Genomic DNA, 19,624 nt, shown 5'->3' with positions numbered 1-19,624 from the left:
GCGGGCCGGTCGCGCAGAGGCGGCCCGATCTTGAGCAGATTCAGCCGGGAAAATCGGGCTGCCCGCTCATCGCGACTGCCGGATGAGTTCGCGCGGGCTCACGCCCAACAGGCGTCTCATCCAATGTGCCAGATGGCTCTGATGGGCGAAGCCCGCCGCCAGCGCCGCTTGGGCGATCGCCATCTGGCCGCCGGCGAGCAGGGCCCGCGCACGCTCGACCCGGCGCGCAATCACATAGCCGTGGACCGGCTGACCCATGGTCTGCCGGAACAGGAGCTTGAGCTGCGTCAAACTGAGCCCGGCCACGGCTGCGAGCTCGGCAAGGCCGAGTTCCCGGTCGAGGTTGTTCTCGATGAACTCGACAAGGATCCGACGCTGCCGCGGGGTCAGCTCGCCGGAAGAGACAAGCGGCCGCACGCCGGCGCCCTCGGCGAGGCGCGCCGCAAGCGCGATCCCCAGGCTTTCCGCATAGAGGCGGCCGGAGGGCGCCGGCGCCTCCAACTCCGCCTTGAGCGCCCAGGCGATATGCTCGATGCGCTCGTCGCGCATCTGGAAGCGAGGCGCCAGAATCGCTCGACCGCTGTTGAGGCTGGATTCATCGGCCGCCCGTGCCAGCAGCATCGGGCTCAGCGAGATACGGAAGATGGTGCAGGGGCGATCATCCGCCCATTCGCCGTCGAGCCCGGCCGGCACGAGGTCGATATCGCCATGGGCCTGCACCCTTCGGTGCCTCTGCCCGTCGCAGCGGCAATCGGCATTGACCGCCGGCCCGAAATGGATGCCGAGCCGATGCCAGGCCGAGCCGGGGACCCTTGTGAGTCCCGGCTCGACCCGGCGCAACTCGCAATGGAGGCCCGCCCAGCCGTGGCCTTCGCTCGACAGAATGATCGCGCCGGACGGAGAAGCCCGGAGAGTTGCCGGCCGTTGCATGAGAGAAGCCATCGACTACCTTGCGGGATATCAAGACAAACAGCTTAGCCTAAGTATAGCGGCTTGAGATCAACTGCGCTCCGGCGCGAGATTCTGGCGCGAGATTCTGGACCGCATCGGCTCAAATTCCATGAGACCAGCGGCGGCGGCTGGCTCGAATTGGGGGCGACCCGGCGCAGATTAATCGAGACGGGCGCGAAGTCATCAGCGTCGGCGCATATTCGATGAGACAGATCACAGTGGCAGGCTTGCCGTCACCATCATGGCGCGATGATCACGGACTATTTCCTTGGCGGAAGGGCAAGAAGGTCCTCGAAGGTGTTCATGGAAGCGCTATCGAGAGACAATTAGGTGATCGTATTCACACCGCATTCTCGCTCTGATTGTGTCAGGCTTCTCTGGTCGGCATGATGATCTGCATCGGACGATCGACATCGTGCACCATCGATTTGTTCGACGAGGGCGGCCATGTGGAAGAGGATCGGCGGGCATACGATACAGGCTCCGAAGCAGGTAACATTTCAGAAGACGGTTCGAACGGTAGACGGCTCCACCCGCATGGAGACGGTAACACGACCAACAAATGGTGTCGTTCACGGGAGAACGCCCGAGGACCTCGTCGCTTATCTGGCAGAGAACGCGATGAGCTCCGTCGACTTTCCACTCCCTCCTACCGGGTTTCAACTCGTAGCGCAGGGCAACGCCGTCGGAAGGGCTGCCGGGGACGATAAGTCCCTTGTCGCTGGGCCGCTGAATAGCTGCGCGTCAGTCATCTATGTGGACGGGACCAATTTTGGAACTAGAGCTTATGTTCACCATGCGCCAGGAGGCATACTGAGGCCTTCGCGCACGAGCGCTGCAACCGAAGAAAAAAAGTCGGATGGAGAAGATGGCGATATCGAGAAGGCGCTCGCCCATCTCAAGATACCTGTCCATCAAGCATACGTGATCTATGCTCACTCCAACCTGAATGATTTTGATTTTTATAGCGAATACATAAAAATGCTTATCAACGCTGGAGTTCGGGAAAATCGCATCATCCAGATCAGGATAGATGGTGGTTTTTGTGGCTTCGGGATCACTTCCGACCGGGTGCTATGCTGTTATGGTTAGCGCGCCCTCATGCGATCGCAGCCTGAATTCTCGTTTTGTCAGCTTAGCGTGAATTCCTGTCCTTTCTATGGCGTCACCCCTTAGATGTAGCGGCTTGCCTCGATCAGCGCCTGCGCCGCGCGGCGGAGCAGGGGCGTCGACTCGCCGGGTTCGAAGAGCTGTGAGCTCACAAAAGCGCCGTTGATGAGTACCGCAAGCTGGCCGGCAAGTTCATCCGGGCGGGCGACGCCCAGTCGCTCCGCAATGGCTTTCAGCCGCAGGCGCATCTGGCGCTTGTGGGCGGCGGCCACCTTCCGCGCCGGATGGTCGATCTCGGGGAATTCCGCGGCAACGTTGATCTGCGGACAGCCGCGGTAATTGGTGCGCCCGACCCGTTCGCCGATCCATTGGAGGTGAGCGCCCAGTTCGGCCATGGCATCGTCGCGATGCCGGTCGGCGACGCGATCCCAGGTCCCCCAGAAATCCTCGTCCTCGCGCTCGAGAAAAGCGGCGACGAGATCGTCCTTGGTCCCGAAATGCCGGTAGAGGCTCGTCTTGGCCACGCCGGCCTTCTCGACGACGAGATCGACGCCGACCGCCCGCACGCCGTGCCGGTAGAACAACATGCTCGCGGTTTCGAGAATTCGCGCCCGGACGTCGGCGGTGCTGTGAGCGTCTGAAATCACGGCGGTCTTCGGCATTGGTGTCTCCCGATCGGCTCTTTAGCACATCCATGCTTGACACGCTACAGACCTGTACGTATCGATAGAACAAACAGGTCTGTAGCGTGAGAGGCAAGAATGAGCACGAACAGCAGGCGAGCGACCGGACCGGCCGTAGCGGTCGTCGGTGCCACGGGGCACACGGGTCGCTTCGTTGTCGCGGAATTGCAGCGCCGCGGGATCGCGCCGATCGCAATTGGCCGCGACGCGGCGGCACTCGACGCAAACTTCCACGACCAGGGGATCGTCTGCCGCCGGGCATCGGTCGATGATGCGGCGTCGCTTGATCGGGCGCTTGATGGCGCCTGGGCGGTCATCAATTGCGCAGGCCCCTTTCTCGACACGGCGGGCGCCGTGGTGTCCGCGGCGTTGCGCGCCCGCATCCATTATCTCGACGTCACTGCCGAGCAGCCGAGTGCGCGGGCCGTGCTCGACAATTACGATGCCGCCGCGCGCGATGCGGGCGTCGTTGTCATGCCTGCCATGGGATTCTACGGCGGTTTCGCCGATCTGCTCGTCACGGCCGCGCTCGGCGACTGGGACAGCGCAGAGGCGATCGAGATCATGATCGGTCTCGACAGCTGGCATCCGACGCGCGGCACGCGCATCACGGGCGAGCGGAACACTGCGCGGCGCCTGGTGGTCACCGGCGGACAACTGGCGCCCCTCCCGTTGCCTGCTGCCGAGAAGCATTGGGAGTTCGGCGATCCGCTCGGCCGTCAGGCCGTGGTCGAACTGCCGTTTTCCGAGATCATCCTGATCGCGCGGCATGTGAAGACGGCCGAGCTCCACACCTATCTGAGCCGCATCGCGCTCAGCGATATCCGCGATCCGGCGACGCCGGCCCCGCAGCCGGCGGATGCGACGGGACGCTCGCCGCAGCGCTTCGTGGTCGATGCCGTCGTGAAGCGCGCTGGAGAGAGCCGCCGTATCGCCGCGCGCGGACGGGACATCTACGCCTTTTCGGCGCCGCTCGTCTGTGAGGTGGCCGAGCGCCTGCTCGAGGGCAAGTTCAGCAGTGTGGGGGCACACGCGCCCGGCGCGATCCTGGATGCCAGGGACGTGCTGGCGGCGCTCGCATTCGATCACCCTGCGTTCGAAATGATGGGGGCGTGACCGCTGCCGGCCCTCACCAAATCGTCAGGTGCCCGGCGCCTCACGCCGCCCGCAAATAGCCCATCACCACCGCCACCACATGCTGCTCGCGCGTCCGCATCTCGTCGGGGGCAGCGAGCGGGCGGCCGAAGATGGCGGAGAGCGTGTGGATGTTGGAGCAGTAGAAATAGCTCAAGGCCGCGATCGAGATATAGAGCTGCATCGGGTCGACGCCGGGGCGGAATACGCCCTTGGCCTCGCCGCGCGCGAGCAGGTCGCCGAGCATGGCCAGCAGCGGCGAATACATCTCGCGCACGCGGGTCGAGCGCTGCAGGTTCCGGCCGCGCTGCAGGTTCTCGTCGTTCAGAAGCGCCAGGAACTCCGGATGGTCGGCGTGGTAGCGGAAATTGAAGCGCACCAGTGCCACCATGCCGTCCTCAGGTTCGAGGCGCATCAGGTCGAGTGCGCGCTCCTTGAGGCGCATTTCCTCGTAGACCCGCTCGAGCACGGCGAGCCACAGCGCCTCCTTGTTGCCGACATAGGCATAGATGAGGCGCTTGTTGATGCCGGACCGCTCGGCGATCGCATCGACCCGCGCGCCGGCGAAACCTCGCTCGGCGAACTCTGCGAGGGCCGCGTCGAGGATGCGCCCGCGCTGCGCCGCATGGCGCTGCGGCGCCTCGGGCTCCGGGGAGGCGACGTCAGGCGGTGTGTCGAGCAGGCTCGTCATGGTCCCGACACCGTGACCGCAAGCCGCCGCCGGTGCAAGGGCGCCCGTAACCGGCCAGTTACGAGGTCAGTTCGGCGGGTCAGTTCATCGGCTTGACCGAGCCGCAGTCGGTCGATACCCAGTGGCCGGTCTGGGTCGCGTCAACCGACAGGGGGATGGTGTTGCCCGAGCTGTCGGTACGGACGCCCGACATCTTCACCGTGCCATGGACGTGGGTCCGGTCGTCGAACACCACGTCGACATGGCCGTGGCCGTTGTTCTGCGGGCTTTCGCACACGAGGTCGAACGACAGGCCCTTGGCGCTGCGCTGGACGTTCTCCTGACGGCATTTGCCGCCCTGGTTCGGCTCGCCGAACCGGGCGAGCGTCTCATCGGTCACGCACATCTGGCGGGTGCTCGACGTCGGCGTGCCGCCCGGCGGGTTGACGCCCAGCTTCTTCATCTTCTCCTGCATCGCCGGCGGGATCGTGATGCCGGCGATGGTCGTCGTCACCTGCATCTCCCAGAGCCCGGTGTCGAGCGGGATATCCGACGCGCGCGCGGCGCCGGAGACCAGTACCGCCAAGGCGGGCGCAAGAATCGTGGCCGGAAGGATGATGCCTCGCTTCGTCATACCGTATCTTCCCCTCAATGCAGGATCTTGCCGACCGGGAAGGAGCGGAGCTCGCTCTGTGCCGCCTTGAACTCGGCATCCTGCTCGTGGCCCTTTTCCCGGGCCAGCTGGCCCACGCGCTTGGAGACATATTCCCCAAGCGCCAGCGCGCCGATGTCGCCGTCGGCGTCCTGCCCGGCCCGGCCGTGCAGTGCTTCGTTCAACGCATAAACGAAGACGCCGTTCCGGTTGTCATAGCTGTCGAGCGCCTCCTGCACCGAGCTCGACGCCGCCAGGATATAGCGGCCGCTCTCGTGGCCGACGTTCGCGAGGTCGTCGGCCGTCACCGTGCCGGAATGGCAGGTGTCGAGGAACAGGAGCGCATCGTGTGCCTGGATGCGCGAGAGCGCGGTCACGAGCGTCGTCTCGTCGATGGCGCCGCGCGCCAGTGCCCCCATGGACGAGATGTCGGCGACGTCCTGCGGCACCAGCAGGAAACGATGGGCATCGTCGCTCGCGACACCATGGCTCGCGACATAGAACAGGAACGTATCGCGGCTGCGCACCAGATGGGCCAGGCGCTCGAACGCGGCAAGGATGCCGGCCCTGGTCGCCTCCTGGTCGGTCAAGAGCGTGAGATCGACCGACTTATAGAGCGGGGCGGACGACTGCTTGATGCTGTCGGCGAAGGTCTTCGCGTCGGCCACGGCGAAATGCAGCGCCAGGTTCGGCAGCGCGTAGCGATCGATGCCGATCGCCAGCACGTAGAGCGTGCCGCGCTGGTCGCCCGACGCCTCCTCGGCGCTCGAGAAATCCAGGATCGGCGTCTCGGCGAAGATGCTGTTGCCGCCATCGTAGGCGCGGATCTGGACGATGTCGTGGCCGGGGTCGAGCGGCACGTCGATATCGGCGGTCCCGGCATTGCTGGCGAGGGGCGGCGATGGGAAGCGGCCGGCGTTGCGCTCGTTCACGAAGGCATCGATGGCGCCCACGCCGAGGCCGCGGTCGCCCAGCTTCAGATGCAGCCGGAGCGTGCCGGCGCCGGGCGGCAGCACCGCCTCGTGCCGCGCGCCGAACGCGACGGCCGTGCAGCCGCCGGCGGCAGGCACGCAGGCGCCGGTGACCTCGACCGTCGGCTGGCGGGCCAGGCGCCCGCGGATGTCGCCGAGTTCGGCCAGGTGCGCGCGGGCCGGCCCGGGATCGCCGGCAAGCCGGGCGCGGACCGCGGCCGGCGCATAGAGCGTGCGATAGGCTTGGGACGAGCTGACCCATTCCGGCTGCTGATTGTGGGCGCGGTTCAGATGGACGCCGATCAAATCGTCGCCGCCGCGGTCGGCATGGTCGAACAGGCCTTCGGGCGTGAACAGGATCCAGCGTGCGCCGTCGCCATGGATGAAGAGCGCCGCGCGCTCGGTGAGCGGCGCAGTGGCCTCGAGCCCGTACCAGCGAACCGTGCCGTCGAGCAGGGCGGCGATCGCGACCTTGCCGTCGGCGCTCGCACTGACCGCCCAGACGGCGGCCGGCACCTCGACCGCGGCGATCGGCTTGCCGTCGCGCCCGACCAGGCGCAGATGCGTGTCCGTGCCGATCAGCACGCGCTCGTCGCCCGGCAGGATGGTGAGGGCGCGGGCGAACTCCGCCTTGTCGAGCGCGACCGCGGCCGGCCCAAGCCGCGGGGCGTTCGAATCCTGCCAGCCGCTCGGGGCGAGCCCCGGTGCCGTGAGCCGTGGTCCGGCGAGGCCCGGAGCATTGTCCGCGGCCTTGGTCAATTGCCGGTTCGCGGCATCGAACTGGAGCGTGCCTTTGCCGGTCGAGAATTCGATCGTCTGGCCGTCGGCCGAGACGGCGAAGCGGCCGCCGCGCGCCGGGCGCAGGTCGACAAGCGGCGCTTCCGGCTTGCGGGCAATCTTGCCATCCGCGCCGATGCGGCCCCAGCCCGGATCCTCGGTCGCATAGACGGCACCGCCGCCGGGCACGGCCAGAATGTGCCGGATCGTGTCGCCCGCGGCCGGCAGGTCGACGGCAGGCCCCAGTCCGAAGTCGCTCCAGCGGCGCAAGACGTTGGCGGCCTCATTGCCGGTGCCGCTGCCCTTGTCGCTGCGGGCGTAGCCGCCGGCCAGAAGCTGAACGCCGCCGCGATCGTCGGCGGCCCAGGCAAGCGCCAGCAGGCCCGAGCCCTTGAGGCCGGTCGTATCGGGCGTGAACACAGGCTTCAGGCTCTGGGCGTTCAGCACGTCGACGCGCAGCCGGCCCTGCTTGTCGGCATTCTCATAGGCAACGCCCAGGAGCCCGCCATCGGGCGAGAGCGCCAAGCCCCAGGGCTTCAAGCCTGGGGCCGGCTGTGCCTCGACGAGCTTCTTGCCGTCCGCGCCATAGACCCGGACCTTGCCGTCCGCGGCGGCGGCATAGAGCCGGTTCTGCCGGTCGATCAAGACCGTGCGCACCGGGCCCTCGATCGACCGGTCCTCGAACAGCGACTTGCCGTTCGTGGCGTCCCAGACCCGGACGCCGCCCTGCATCAGGCCGGCCGCGAACCGCGTGCCGTCGGGGGCGACGGCGAGATCGCTGACCGGCGCCGGCAGGCCGGGCAGGAGGCTCGTGAGCACGCTCTTGTCCGCGTCGAACACATAGATCGAAAAGCCGTTGCCCCAGCTGCCGCCGGTGGCGCCGCCGGCGAACACGCGGCGGCCGTCGGGCGAGAGGGCGACTGCATAGATCTCGCCTTCCTCCCGCGGGCCGATCGGTGGGCGCAGCACGGCCTTCTCGCGCCCGTCGGGCAGCGACCAGAGCCGGACCGTCTTGTCGAAGCCGGCGCTCGCCATCAGGTGGCCGGAGGCGTCGACCGCCAGGCGCGGAATGGCGCCGGTATGGCCGCCCGCCTCGATGCGCAGGTAGGGCGTCTGCGGCGGCTCCTCGGCCGTGGCTGCAGCCAGTGGCCAGAGGAGCGCCAGAAGAACCGCGAGTGCCGCGCGGATCAACCGGCGACCTCGAAGCCGCTCGCGACCGCGGTCTCCGAGACGGCGACGCTTTGCGCAAAGGCGTCGCGCCGGGCGGCGTTGCTGCCGTCGAGCGTGCGGACGTCGCTGCCGTTCGTAGCCGCGGGGGCGCTCGGCACGCTGACCGGCACCGACCGCGATCCCGCCTGCTGCAGGTCGGCGACCTGAGCATAGCCGCGGGCGCCCGTGTCGGTCTGGACCAGCGCATAGTCGCCGCGCTTGACCGTCACCGTCACCGGCTGCTTCGCCTGGATCTGGGCGATGTCGGGCGCCGCCGGGTCCGGACGCAGCTTGAGCGTGCCGGCACGCCGCATCGTCGCGGGCTTCGCCGGATAGGACTCGGCCGAGACGAAGGCGGGCACCGGGCTCGGCGCCAGGTTGTCGGCCGCGACGTCGAACTGCTGGCCGCGCTGTGCGATCTGGCCGTTGATCTTCTGGGCGAGCGCCAGGTCGCGCTGCGCGCGCTGGCGCACGACGCCCATCTGCGCCACTGCCGTCGGGCGGTCGATCTGATGGGCGGCATAGGCGGCATTGATCTGGCCGGCCTGGCGGAAGCGGCAATCCATCAACTGGTCGAACGCGAGCTGAGTCTTGTCGATCTGGGCGTTCTCGCGGGCGAGGTCGCCCTGGACCTGGTTGAACATGCCGGCCTGGTCGCGCTGCTGCTGGCGCACCGCCGTCCAGTAGCCGCCGGCAGCACCGAGGGCGGCACCAGCCGCGGCGCCGATCGCCGCCCCCTTCACGTCCTTTGAGAAGAGCGCGCCGGTCGCGGCGCCGAGGAGGCCGCCGATCGCAGCACCCTTCAGGATATCCTCGGCATAGAAATCGCCGGTCGAATCGAGGGCGACCAGCTGCTGGCGGCAGGAATCCGTGCCATCGTCCGCACCGATGCGGGAACTCTGGGTGCTGATGCCGGCCGCGGCGCAGCCGTTCAGGACGGCGAGCGACGCGACGAGGGCGACACCCCGGCGGGCAATCTCAATTTTCTTGTTGTGCTGAGCCATCGCGACACCATCGTAAAGTGGCGCCCCGCGGCGGTATCGGCCGAGCCGCCGCCGGGCACGAATATGAGCAAGCGAACAGACCAGGACGGAAGATGCGCCAGTATACCAGGGTACGCAATCCCGGCGCTCGTCCGTCTGTCGGCGGTCATTCTTACTGAAATCGATGACGGTTCGTGAGAGGTGGCTCACAGCGAGAGCCGCACGAGGAGAATGACGCCTCGCCATGATTGCGCGTGGGTCAATTCCCTGAGACAGTCGCGTCCGCGTTGCAGGCGGGCGAGGGGGCTCGGCCCCTGTTGCGGTGTGAACGCGGTCACCGGTGCGCGTCACCGGACTAGGGTCGAATGGGCGCACGATCGGGGGGAGGATCGATGCTGAGCGACGCGGCGGCTGTGGAGATGCAGATCCGGGACTGGCTGGTCCAGGCGACCGCCTTCCACAAGGCGGCCCTGCTGACCGAGGCCGCTGAACTTTACGAGCGCATTCTCGCCGCGGACCCGGGCCATGCGGCGGCACTGCACCTTCTGGGCGCGCTGCGTCATGTCCAGGGACGGTTCGACGAGGCGTCCCGTCTGCTCGAGGCGGCGGCCGCGGCGGCGCCCGGCAATGCGTCCGTCCATCATGCGCTCGGCGCGGCACTGCGCGGGGCCGGCCGGATGGACGAGGCGCTTGCGGCCTATGACCAGGCCATCGCCTTGCGCCCCGACCTTGCCGAGGCGCACAACCACCGGGCCGTGGCCTTGCAGCAACTGGGGCGCCTCGAGGCGGCGATCGACGGCTATCAGGCGGCGATAGTTCTCCAGCCGAACTACGCTGAGGCCCACAACAATCTCGGCACGGCGCTTCGCCGGGCCAAGCGTCCGGACGAAGCGCGTGTGGCCTATCGGGCGGCGCTGACGCTCCGGCCCGGCTATGCCGACGCGCTCGCCAACCTCGGCAAGCTCGAGGCCGAGGCCGGCGAACGGCTGGCGGCGATTGAGGCCTATCAGCGGCTCATCGACCTGCACGGTCCCGACGTCGATGTGCTTCAGGCGCTGGGCGACCTGCTTGTCGTTCTCGACCGGGACGAGGAGGCGCTCGGCTACTACGCCGCAGCGCTCGAGCTTCGCCCGCGCGATGTGGGGCTGCTTGATCGGCTGGGCGTGGCGCTTCTGTCGCTCAACCGCCGCGCGGAGGCGCTCGGCATCCTGCACACCGCCGTCGGCATCGATCCCCGCCACGCGCCGGCGCAGCTGCATTACGGCATCGCGCTCGAGAAGGCGGGACAGGTCGAGGAGGCCATGGCGGCGCAGCGCACCGCCATCGCGCTCGATCCGGCCCTGCCGCTCGCCCGCTTCTCGCTCGGCGTCCTCTGCCTTGCTGTCGGCCGCTCGGACGAGGCGCATGCGCTCTTCGCCGACTGGTGCCGGGACCAGCCGGACCATCCGGTTGCGCGGCACATGCTGGCCGCTGTTTCCGGCGTCGATGTTCCGGACCGCTGCTCGGCCGACTACATCGTCGATACGTTCGACGCCTTCGCCAAGACGTTCGACCAGCAGCTCGAGCGCCTCGAGTATCGCGCGCCGCAGCTGATCGGCCGGCTGCTGCAGGCCCATGCCAGAACGGACGACCAGGGGCTCGCGGTCGTCGATCTCGGCTGCGGCACCGGCCTCTGCGCCGAGGCGGTACGGGCTTTCTGCGGCACGCTCGTCGGCGTCGACCTGGTGTCGGAGATGCTGGAACGCGCGCGGCGCCGCGCGCTTTACAGCGAGCTCGTCCGGGCGGATCTGGTCGATTTCCTGACGGGCCGGCCCGCGGCGTTCGACCTCGCGGTCGCCGCCGATTCACTCATCTATTTCGGCGATCTCGCACCGCCGCTCGCGGCGACGGCGGTGGCGCTGCGCGACGGCGCGCGGTTCGCCTTCTCGCTCGAGGCAGGGGCTGACGGCGGGACCGACTACATGCTGGCGCCGTCGGGGCGGTATCAGCACACCGAGGCTTATGTGCGCAGCTGCCTCGCCGCCGCCGGGTTCGGGCTTGTCGACTGGTGGCGCGAGCCCCTCAGGACGGAAGGCGGCCGGCCGGTCGTCGGCCACATCGTCCTGGCCGAAAAAACCTCGCGTTAATCGTGTGGCCACACCCGTTCACATTGACACGGCGGGGCACTCAGGATAGCCTCAAAATATTGAAAACGCTTAGTGACAAGGTTGTGGCAGAAACGAACGATCTGCCCGAATCGGGTCCTTGTCCTGTCTCCGCTTTTTTTGATCTTTCTCTCGCAATTCGGTTTGACCGTGGCGGCTTTTGATATCGAGCACCTGCTGGCAGAGATCAGTCCGGACGCCCCATGCGGCGAGAATCTGGAATATGACGCTGCGTTCATCGCGCTGGAACAGGCGGCGAAGCCCAAGGCCGAGCAGCAGTTCGGCACCACGATCATCCCCGGTGAGGAGCCGGATTGGGTCGAGGTGCGCCGGCTCGCGCTCAAGTTGCTTGAACGCACGAAAGACTTGCGGGTCTACGACCAGCTGCTGCGCGCGTCCCTCCGCCTCGACGGCGTGACGGGTTTCGCGGGCGGCCTTGCGCTGCTGCACGGCGTGCTGGGGCGCTATTGGGAAGGGCTCCATCCACAGCTCGATCCGGACGACGACAACGACCCGACGTTCCGGGTCAACGTTGTTGCCGGCCTGTGCGATCCCGAGAGCTTCCTCCAGCCGCTGCGCGAGACGCCGCTGGTGAGTTCGCGCAATTTCGGCCGGTTCGGGCTGCGCGACATTGCTGCCGAGGGCGGCGAGGAAGGGCGCGCAGACCAGGCGGCGGTCAACGGGGCCTTCCTCGAGGCCGCGGTCGACGCTTTGCGGGAGACGGCGAACGCTATCCGCCGTGCCGCGGACGATGTTCGCGGCATCGAGAACGTCATTACCGACCAGGTGGGTGCCAGTAACGCGCCCGATCTCTCCGCACTCGGCGCCGTGCTGCGCGAGGCATCGCGCGTGATGACCCAGCGGCTCGAAGCCCGCGGTATCCGCGAGGAGGAGGAAGTGGTGCCGGCCGAGGAAGCGGTAGCGGACGAGGTCGACGGGGCGGCGCCGGCGGCGCCGCGCCCGGCCGGCGGCATTTCGGTGCCCGGACAGATTTCGAACCGTGAAGATGTTCTCAAGACGCTCGACCGGCTCTGCGAATATTATGCGCGCTACGAGCCGTCGAGCCCGGTCCCGCTGCTGCTGCGGCGGGCGAAGCGCTTGGCGCCGATGAGCTTCCTGGACGTTTTGCAGGACCTCATCCCCGACGCGGTCACCAAGGCCCAGATATTCAGCGGCCCGGCCGCGGAGGAGTGAGGCCGTGGCGGCGCCTGCGGATAATCGACGGAAAAGCAAAGGGACGGTGCCCGCGCGGTTCAAGCGCCTGACACTGGCCAAATACCCGAGAAACCCAGGGAAGAGAGGCGGACATGGCCAAGGCAAGTAGTCAGAAATTCATCGCCCGCAACCGGGCGCCGCGCGTCCAGATCGAGTATGACGTCGAGCTCTACGGCTCCCAGAAGAAGGTGCAGCTGCCCTTCGTCATGGGCGTGTTTGCCGATCTCTCGGGCAATCCCACGGAGCCGCTGCCGTCGGTCGCCGACCGCAAGGCGGTCGAGATCGACGTCGACAATTTCGACGAACGCCTGAAGGCGATGAAGCCGCGCGCCGCGTTCTCGGTGCCGAACACGCTGACCGGCGAAGGCAATCTCCAGGTCGATCTCACCTTCGAGAGCATGGAGGACTTCACGCCGGGCGCCATCGCCCGCAAGGTCGGCGCGCTCAACCAGCTGCTCCAGGCGCGCAGCCAGCTGTCCAATCTCGTGACATACATGGACGGCAAGACGGGGGCGGAGGAACTGATCGGCAAGCTGCTGACCGATCCGGCGCTGCTGCAGGCGCTGGCGTCGGCGCCGAAGCAGACGGAAGCAGAGTCGTCATCGACCGGGTCGGGGGAATAAGCCAATGTCCGAGCTGCAAGGCGCGGCCGCGCAGGGCGCGGCCCAAACGATCGAGTTCAACGAGTTCGCCAACCTGCTCGAGAAGGAGTTCCGACCGAAGAGCAGCGAGGCGCAGTCGGCGGTCCAGTCCGCGGTCAGGACGCTGGCCGAGCAGGCCCTTGCCAGCTCGATCACGATCTCGGCGGACGTGGTCAACACGATCAACGCGATCATCGCGCAGATCGACCAGAAGCTGACTGAGCAGATCAACCTCATCCTGCACAACGAGGATTTCCAGAAGCTCGAGGGGGCGTGGCGCGGCCTGCACCATCTCGTCAACAACACCGAGACGGACGAGCTGCTGAAGATCCGGGTGATGAACATCTCCAAGAAGGATCTCGCCAAGAACCTGAAGAAGTACAAGGGCACGGCCTGGGACCAAAGCCCGATCTTCAAGAAGATGTACGAAGAGGAATACGGCCAATTCGGCGGCGAGCCTTATGGCTGCCTGGTCGGCGACTATCATTTCGATCATTCGCCGCCGGACGTCGAGCTCCTGTCTTCGATGGCGCAGATCTCTGCGGCGATGCACGCGCCGTTCATTTCCGGCGTGGCACCGTCGCTCATGCAGATGGATAGCTGGGCCGAGCTCAGCAATCCACGCGATCTGACCAAGATCTTCCAGACGCCGGAATATGCCGCCTGGCGCTCGCTCCGGGAGTCCGAGGACGCGCGCTATATCGGCCTCGCCATGCCGCGCTTCCTGGCGCGTCTGCCCTATGGCGCCAAGAGCGACCCGGTCGAGGAATTCGATTTCGAGGAAGAGACCGAGAGCGCGGACAGCAGCAAATATGTCTGGGCCAACTCGGCTTATGCCATGGCGCTCAACATCAACCGGTCGTTCAAGCTCTACGGCTGGTGCTCGCGCATCCGCGGCATCGAGTCCGGCGGTGCGGTCGAGGGGCTGCCGACGCACACGTTCCCGACGGACGACGGCGGCGTAGACATGAAGTGCCCGACGGAGATCGCGATCAGCGACCGGCGCGAGGCCGAGCTCGCCAAGGCGGGGCTCATGCCGCTCATCCACAAGAAGAATTCGGACTTCGCGGCCTTCATCGGCGCCCAGTCGCTGCAGAAGCCTGCCGAGTACGAGGATCCGGATGCCACCGCGAACGCCAATCTTGCGGCGCGGTTGCCGTACCTTTTTGCTACTTGTCGCTTTGCCCACTACCTGAAATGTATCGTCCGCGACAAGATCGGCTCCTTCAAGGAGCGCGAGGACATGCAGCGCTGGCTGCAGAAGTGGATCACCCAGTATGTCGACGGTGATCCGGCCCGCTCCAGCGAGGAGACCAAGGCCATGAAGCCACTTGCGGCGGCGCAAGTGGTGGTCGAGGAAGTCGAGGGCAACCCCGGCTATTACACCTCGAAATTCTATCTTCGTCCGCACTATCAGCTCGAAGGCCTGACCGTCTCGCTGCGGCTGGTCTCCAAGCTGCCGTCGGCGAAGGCCGCCTGACATGTGACACGCGCGACACTCGCTGAGTGTCGCGCACTTGTACTCTATTCATAATTAGCGCAATGGGAGACGACGATGGCCGTAGATATGTTTTTGAAGCTGGACGGTATTGACGGCGAGGCCAAGGATTCCGTTCACAAGAAAGAGATCGACATTCTCGCCTGGTCTTGGGGCATCTCGAACAGCGGCACGTTCCACATGGGCGGCGGTGGCGGTTCGGGCAAGGCGAACTTCCAGGACATTTCGGTCACCAAGTATATCGATTCGTCTTCGAACGCCCTGATGCTCAACTGCTCCAGCGGCGAGCACGTCGCGACCGGCACGCTCACCGTCCGCAAGTCGGGCGGCAAGGAGCCGCTCGAGTACATCAAGCTCGAGCTCAAGAAGATCCTGGTCAGCTCGATCTCGATGGGCGGCTCGGGCGGCGAGGATCGCCTCACCGAGAACGTCACGCTCAACTTCGCCGAATTCTCCTACGGCTACACCGAGCAGAAGGAAGACGGCTCGGGCGAGGCCGAGAAGTACGCCAAGTGGAACATCGAAGAGAACAAGAAGGTCTGATCCCATAACCGCGCTTCCCGGTCCCAAGAGGATCGGGAAGTGCTGCCGGGACAGGATGATGACGAGAATGCGAGGCCGGCGGCGATGGTCGCCGCCGGCTTCGTTCTATCCGGCCGGTTGGGTCGGACCGCGTGCTGGGGAAGGGGGACCGCATGTTTGAAGACCTGCTCCGCGAAGGCGATCTCTCGAAAACCCTGGCGGAATTGCAGGGACGCGTTCGCAAGGACCCATCGAACGCCCATCTCAGGACCTTTCTGTTCCAACTCCTGTCGGTCGAGGGCAGTTGGGACCGGGCGCTGACTCAGTTGAAGGTCGTGGGCGAGCTTGACGCGGGTGCCTTGCCCATGGTGCAGACCTATCGGGAAGCGCTGCAATGCGAGGCGCTGCGGGCGGCTGTCTTCGCCGGCGAGCGCTCGCCCCTGCTGTTCGGCGAGCCGGAGCGCTGGATGGCGCTGCTGCTGGAAGCGCTCAGGCTGTCGGCCAATGGCGCGGTGGCACAGTCCCAGGAGGTGCGCGCCGAGGCGTTCGAGCTGGCGCCAACCAGCACCGGCGCCATCGAAGGCGCCGGGTTCGACACCCAATCCTTTGCCTGGCTCGCAGACGCCGACGTGCGGCTCGGGCCGATGATCGAGGCGATCGTCAACGGCCGCTACTACTGGCTGCCGCTCAACCGCTTGCAGCGCATCGAGATCGAAGCGCCGCAGGATCTGCGTGACGTCGTCTGGCTGCCGGCGCAGCTGACGCTCACGACCGGCGGCGAGACGGTCGCCCTGCTGCCGACGCGCTATCCGGGATCGGAGCGCGCGGAGGAGACGGCCCTGCGCCTTGCCCGGCGCACGGACTGGGTCGATGAGGGCGAGGAGATGTTCACGGGGCTCGGGCAGCGCATGTTCGCGGCCGACACCGGCGAATATCCGATCATGGACGTGCGCCGGATCGTCATCGACGCGCCAGGCGCGTAGCGGGCATGGCGGAGCTCACCCAGCAGGAACGCCTGCAGCCGTCGCTGCTGGACCGGCTGATCGACATGGCGCCGGAAGAGAAGCAGGAGTCGCGCGACCAGCGCGTGCTGTCGCTCCGGCGGTTGCGCGAGGGTGTGCTGCGCGATCTCGCCTGGCTCCTCAACTGCACCAATCTCGCGACGGTCCAGGACCTCGATCCCTATCCGCATGCCGCCGATTCCGTCGTCAATTTCGGCACGCCGGCGCTGGGCGGTCTCACGGCGTCCAATTTCCAGCAGATCTCCGGCGATATGGAACGGCGGCTGCGCCAGGTGATCGCCACGTTCGAGCCGCGGATCCTCAAGAACACGCTCAAGGTCCGCCTGCTGATCGATCCCGACCTGATGGCGCACAACGCGGTCGTGTTCGAGATCGAAGGCGAGCTCTGGGCCCAGCCGGTATCCCAGCGCATCTATCTGCGCACCGAGGTCGACCTCGAACTGGGCTCGGTCAAGGTCATCGACGCCAACGGCGCCAACGGCGCCAGGGGGGCCTGATGGACCCGAAGCTGCTGCGCTACTACAACACGGAACTGCAGCATTTCCGGGAAATGTCGGGGGAGTTCGCCAAGGAATTCCCGAAGGTCGCGGGGCGTCTCGGGCTCGACAGCTTCGAGTGTGCGGATCCCTACGTCGAGCGCCTGATCGAGGGTTTCGCCTTCATGGCGGCGCGCGTCCGCCTCAAGGTCGATGCGCGCTTCCCCCGTTTCACCCAGCATCTCCTGGACCTCGTCTATCCGCACTACCTGCAGCCGACGCCGTCGATGGCGGTGGCGCGGTTCTACCCGGATCTGACGGAAGGCGGGCTCGCGGACGGCTTTCCGATCCCGCGCGGCACGGCGCTCATGAGCCTGCTCGGCAAGGGCGACCAGACCGCCTGCGAGTACCGCACCGGCCATGACGTGACGCTCTGGCCGCTCGAAGTGGCCGAGCTCGAATATCTGGCGTCGCCCGGCGCCGTCGCGACGCTCGGCGTCGGCGAGATCCAGGGCGCGCCGGCGGCGATCCGCCTCCGGCTCAGGACCACGGCCGGCATTCCGTTCGACAAGCTGCCGCTCGACCGGCTGACCTTGTTCCTGGGCGACGTCTCCGAGAAGTCGGTGCGGCTTTACGAGGCGCTCGTCGCCCATGCCCAGGCGATGGTGGTGCGGCCGACCAGCCGGCCGTTGCCGTGGCAGGAGATCGTGCGCACGGCGCCGGTCCGGCCGCTGGGCTTCGAGCCGGATCACGCGTTGCTGCCGTTCGGCGGCCAGTCGTTCGACGGCTACCGGCTGCTCCACGAATATTTCGCCTGTCCCGCCCGCTTCATGTTCGTCGACCTCGTGGGGCTGGCGCCGGGCTTCCGGCGCTGCGCCGACACCGAAATCGACATCATCATCATGCTGAAGCGGGCCGACACGCGGCTCGACCACGCGATCGGGCCGGCCGACTTCACGCTCTTCTGCGCGCCGATCATCAACCTGTTCCCCAAGGTCGTCGACCGGATCCACCTCACCGATCAGACCGAAGAGCATCACGTCATCGTCGACCGGACGCGGCCGATGGATTTCGAGGTCTACCGGGTTCTGTCGGTCGGCGGCATCGCGGCCGGCACCGAGGTGACGCAGGAATTCCGGCCGTTCTTCGGGGCGACCGACCTCGGCGGCGGCGATCCGGGGCGCGCCTATTACGCGGTGCATCGCGAGCAGCGGCTGCTGTCGATGCGGCAGCGTTCACGCGGCCCGCGCTCGTCCTACATCGGCAGCGAAACCTTCATTTCCCTGGTCGACGCCGACGAGGCGCCCTATCGGCACGACCTGCGGCAACTGGCGATCGAGGCGCTCTGCACGAACCGCGATCTGCCGCTCGAGATGCCGGTCGGCAAGGGGACGACCGACTTCACCATGCAGCTGGGCGCGCCGGTCGACACGATCCGCTGCGTCGCCGGCCCGACCTGGCCCAGGCGCTCGCACGCCGAGGGCGACACGACCTGGCGCCTCATCAGCCATCTGTCGCTCAACTACCTGAGCCTGCTCGACAAGAATGCGGAGGAGGGGGCAGCGGCGTTCCGCGAGCTTCTGGCGCTCTATGCGGACCTGGGCGAGCCCAGCGTGCGCAAGCAGATCGAGGGCGTGCGCTCGGTCACGAGCCGGCCGGTCGTCCGGCGCGCGATCCACCCGGGGCCGATCGCCTTCGTGCGCGGCCTCGAGATCACGCTCACCTGCGCCGAGGAGGCGTTCGAGGGTACCGGCGGCTTCCTGCTCGCGGCCGTGCTCGAGCGGTTCTTCGCGAAATATGTGTCGATCAACTCCTTCACCGAGACCGTGTTCCGCACGGTCACCAGAGGCGAGATCATGCGATGGCAGAGACGACCCGGCCAACGCCATCTGGCCTAGAAGCGCCATCTGGCCCAGACGCGCTCTATGGCCTTGCGCTGATGCAGGCGCTGGCCGAGAAGCCGTATCGCTTCGGCTTCTTCCAGGCGCTGCGCCGGCTCGAGAATCTCTATGCCGACCGCCCGCGCATCGGTACTTCCGAGCATGCGGCGGAGGATCCGGTGCGCCTGGCGCAGGAGGCGCACCTGGTCGCCGCCCCCGCGACGCTGGCCGCGTTCGAGCCCGGCAGCCCCGGCGGCCTGCCGCGGCTCACCAGCTATTTCTTCGGCCTGTTCGGGCCGCAGGGCCCGCTGCCGCTGCACCTGACCGAGTTCGCGCGCGAGCGGCAGCGCCACCATGGCGATCCGACCATGGTGCGGTTCATGGACCTGTTCCATCACCGCATGCTGTCGCTCATGTACCGGGCCTGGGCAATCAACGAGCCGACGGTGAGCTTCGATCGGCCGGGCGACGACCCGTTCGGCCGCTACCTGGGCGCTACCTTCGGCCTCGGCATGGGCGAGCTGCGCGACCGGGACGAGCTGCCGGACGCGGTGCGGCTGCATTATGCCGGGCTGTTCGCAGCGCAGACGCGTCCGGCCGCCGGCCTGCAGACGATCCTCGCCGGCTATTTCGGCCTGCCAGTCGCGATCGAGGAATTCGTGCCGGGCTGGATGAAGCTGCCCGACGAGCTGCGCTGGCATCTGGGATCCACGCCCGACAGCGGCACGCTCAGCCAGTCGGCCGCTCCCGGTGCCAGGGTCTGGAGCTGCCAGCACAAATTCCGCATCGTGTTCGGCCCGCTCAGCCTCGAAGAGTATGAACGACTGCTGCCGGGCGGCGAGAGCCTGGCGCGGCTCGTGCCGCTCGTGCGCTTCTACATGGGCGACGAGCTCACCTGGGACATCAAGCTGATCCTCCGGCGCGAGGAGATCCCGCGGTTCGAACTCGGCGGCCGGAACCGCCTCGGCTGGACCAGCTGGGGCCTGTCCTCGCCGCCGACGCGCGATGCGCAAGACCTGGAACTGAACCCGCTGGGGCGGGCCGCTTAAGACTGCCCACCCTCCATGGCCACGAAACAGCAGGAAC

17 protein-coding genes are annotated in these 19,624 nt (G+C 67.1%); 11 read left to right on the top strand and 6 right to left on the bottom strand.

What is annotated here, in order from left to right; translation table 11 throughout:
• Positions 1–66: 66 nt before the first annotated feature.
• Entirely contained in the window at positions 67–942 is an 876-nt protein-coding gene (locus IEY58_RS08090; protein ID WP_229743568.1) for a helix-turn-helix domain-containing protein, read from the bottom strand.
• A 456-nt stretch (positions 943–1,398) separates the two neighbouring features.
• Between IEY58_RS08090 and IEY58_RS08085 the strand changes: the two genes are divergently transcribed.
• Positions 1,399–2,043 carry a hypothetical protein gene (locus IEY58_RS08085; protein WP_189044428.1) on the top strand — a complete coding sequence of 215 codons (645 nt, stop codon included), beginning with the start codon at positions 1,399–1,401 and terminating at the stop codon, positions 2,041–2,043.
• A gap of 80 nt (positions 2,044–2,123) precedes the next feature.
• On the opposite strand, the gene IEY58_RS08080 is transcribed toward IEY58_RS08085, so the two are convergent.
• Positions 2,124–2,723 (bottom strand): TetR/AcrR family transcriptional regulator, encoded by a 600-nt coding sequence (locus tag IEY58_RS08080; protein WP_189044426.1) that lies wholly within the window; start codon positions 2,721–2,723, stop codon positions 2,124–2,126.
• A 99-nt stretch (positions 2,724–2,822) separates the two neighbouring features.
• Between IEY58_RS08080 and IEY58_RS08075 the strand changes: the two genes are divergently transcribed.
• Positions 2,823–3,860 (top strand): saccharopine dehydrogenase family protein, encoded by a 1,038-nt coding sequence (locus IEY58_RS08075; protein WP_189044424.1) that lies wholly within the window; start codon positions 2,823–2,825, stop codon positions 3,858–3,860.
• A 40-nt stretch (positions 3,861–3,900) separates the two neighbouring features.
• Here IEY58_RS08075 and IEY58_RS08070 read toward each other — a convergent pair whose 3' ends face one another.
• From IEY58_RS08070 to IEY58_RS08055, 4 genes are all read right to left on the bottom strand, one after another.
• The gene (locus IEY58_RS08070) at positions 3,901–4,569 is read right to left on the bottom strand and encodes a TetR/AcrR family transcriptional regulator (protein ID WP_189044423.1); all 669 of its coding nucleotides are present in this window, start codon (positions 4,567–4,569) and stop codon (positions 3,901–3,903) included.
• Between the two features lie 79 nt (positions 4,570–4,648).
• The gene (locus tag IEY58_RS08065; protein ID WP_189044421.1) at positions 4,649–5,182 is read right to left on the bottom strand and encodes a DUF3617 domain-containing protein; all 534 of its coding nucleotides are present in this window, start codon (positions 5,180–5,182) and stop codon (positions 4,649–4,651) included.
• 14 nt (positions 5,183–5,196) lie between these two features.
• On the bottom strand, positions 5,197–8,139 hold the full coding sequence (locus tag IEY58_RS08060; RefSeq protein WP_189044419.1) for a caspase family protein: 2,943 nt from the start codon (positions 8,137–8,139) through the stop codon (positions 5,197–5,199).
• A complete protein-coding gene (locus IEY58_RS08055) occupies positions 8,136–9,161 on the bottom strand; it encodes a YMGG-like glycine zipper-containing protein (protein WP_189044417.1) in 1,026 nt (341 codons plus the stop codon). Before IEY58_RS08055 ends, IEY58_RS08060 begins: the two co-directional genes overlap by 4 nt.
• 371 nt (positions 9,162–9,532) lie before the next feature.
• Between IEY58_RS08055 and IEY58_RS08050 the strand changes: the two genes are divergently transcribed.
• The 9 genes from IEY58_RS08050 to tssG all read left to right on the top strand — a co-directional run bounded on the left by IEY58_RS08050 (position 9,533) and on the right by tssG (position 19,587).
• Positions 9,533–11,266, top strand: coding sequence for a tetratricopeptide repeat protein (locus IEY58_RS08050; RefSeq protein WP_189044415.1), 1,734 nt, complete (start codon positions 9,533–9,535; stop codon positions 11,264–11,266).
• Between the two features lie 168 nt (positions 11,267–11,434).
• Positions 11,435–12,478: a type VI secretion system protein TssA gene (gene tssA, locus IEY58_RS08045; RefSeq protein WP_189044413.1), complete on the top strand. Its 1,044-nt coding sequence runs from the start codon at positions 11,435–11,437 to the stop codon at positions 12,476–12,478.
• Positions 12,479–12,591: 113 nt separating this feature from the next.
• The gene (tssB, locus tag IEY58_RS08040; protein ID WP_189044405.1) at positions 12,592–13,122 is read left to right on the top strand and encodes a type VI secretion system contractile sheath small subunit; all 531 of its coding nucleotides are present in this window, start codon (positions 12,592–12,594) and stop codon (positions 13,120–13,122) included.
• Between the two features lie 4 nt (positions 13,123–13,126).
• Positions 13,127–14,620 (top strand): type VI secretion system contractile sheath large subunit, encoded by a 1,494-nt coding sequence (gene tssC, locus IEY58_RS08035; RefSeq protein WP_189044396.1) that lies wholly within the window; start codon positions 13,127–13,129, stop codon positions 14,618–14,620.
• Positions 14,621–14,695: 75 nt separating this feature from the next.
• Positions 14,696–15,181 carry an Hcp family type VI secretion system effector gene (locus tag IEY58_RS08030; RefSeq protein ID WP_189044388.1) on the top strand — a complete coding sequence of 162 codons (486 nt, stop codon included), beginning with the start codon at positions 14,696–14,698 and terminating at the stop codon, positions 15,179–15,181.
• A 152-nt stretch (positions 15,182–15,333) separates the two neighbouring features.
• The gene (locus IEY58_RS08025) at positions 15,334–16,143 is read left to right on the top strand and encodes a type VI secretion system accessory protein TagJ (protein ID WP_189044386.1); all 810 of its coding nucleotides are present in this window, start codon (positions 15,334–15,336) and stop codon (positions 16,141–16,143) included.
• Positions 16,144–16,148: 5 nt separating this feature from the next.
• The gene (gene tssE / locus IEY58_RS08020; RefSeq protein ID WP_189044384.1) at positions 16,149–16,679 is read left to right on the top strand and encodes a type VI secretion system baseplate subunit TssE; all 531 of its coding nucleotides are present in this window, start codon (positions 16,149–16,151) and stop codon (positions 16,677–16,679) included.
• On the top strand, positions 16,679–18,556 hold the full coding sequence (tssF, locus tag IEY58_RS08015) for a type VI secretion system baseplate subunit TssF (RefSeq protein ID WP_189044376.1): 1,878 nt from the start codon (positions 16,679–16,681) through the stop codon (positions 18,554–18,556). The genes tssE and tssF overlap by 1 nt, the downstream gene beginning before the upstream one ends.
• Positions 18,520–19,587 (top strand): type VI secretion system baseplate subunit TssG, encoded by a 1,068-nt coding sequence (tssG, locus tag IEY58_RS08010; protein WP_189044367.1) that lies wholly within the window; start codon positions 18,520–18,522, stop codon positions 19,585–19,587. Before tssF ends, tssG begins: the two co-directional genes overlap by 37 nt.
• Positions 19,588–19,624: the final 37 nt, after the last annotated feature.

This window comes from Aliidongia dinghuensis, assembly GCF_014643535.1.
GTDB classification, from domain to species: Bacteria; Pseudomonadota; Alphaproteobacteria; order ATCC43930; family CGMCC-115725; genus Aliidongia; species Aliidongia dinghuensis.
The sequence above is the reverse complement of the archived record's forward strand: the minus strand, read 5'-3'. Positions and strand labels throughout refer to the sequence as shown.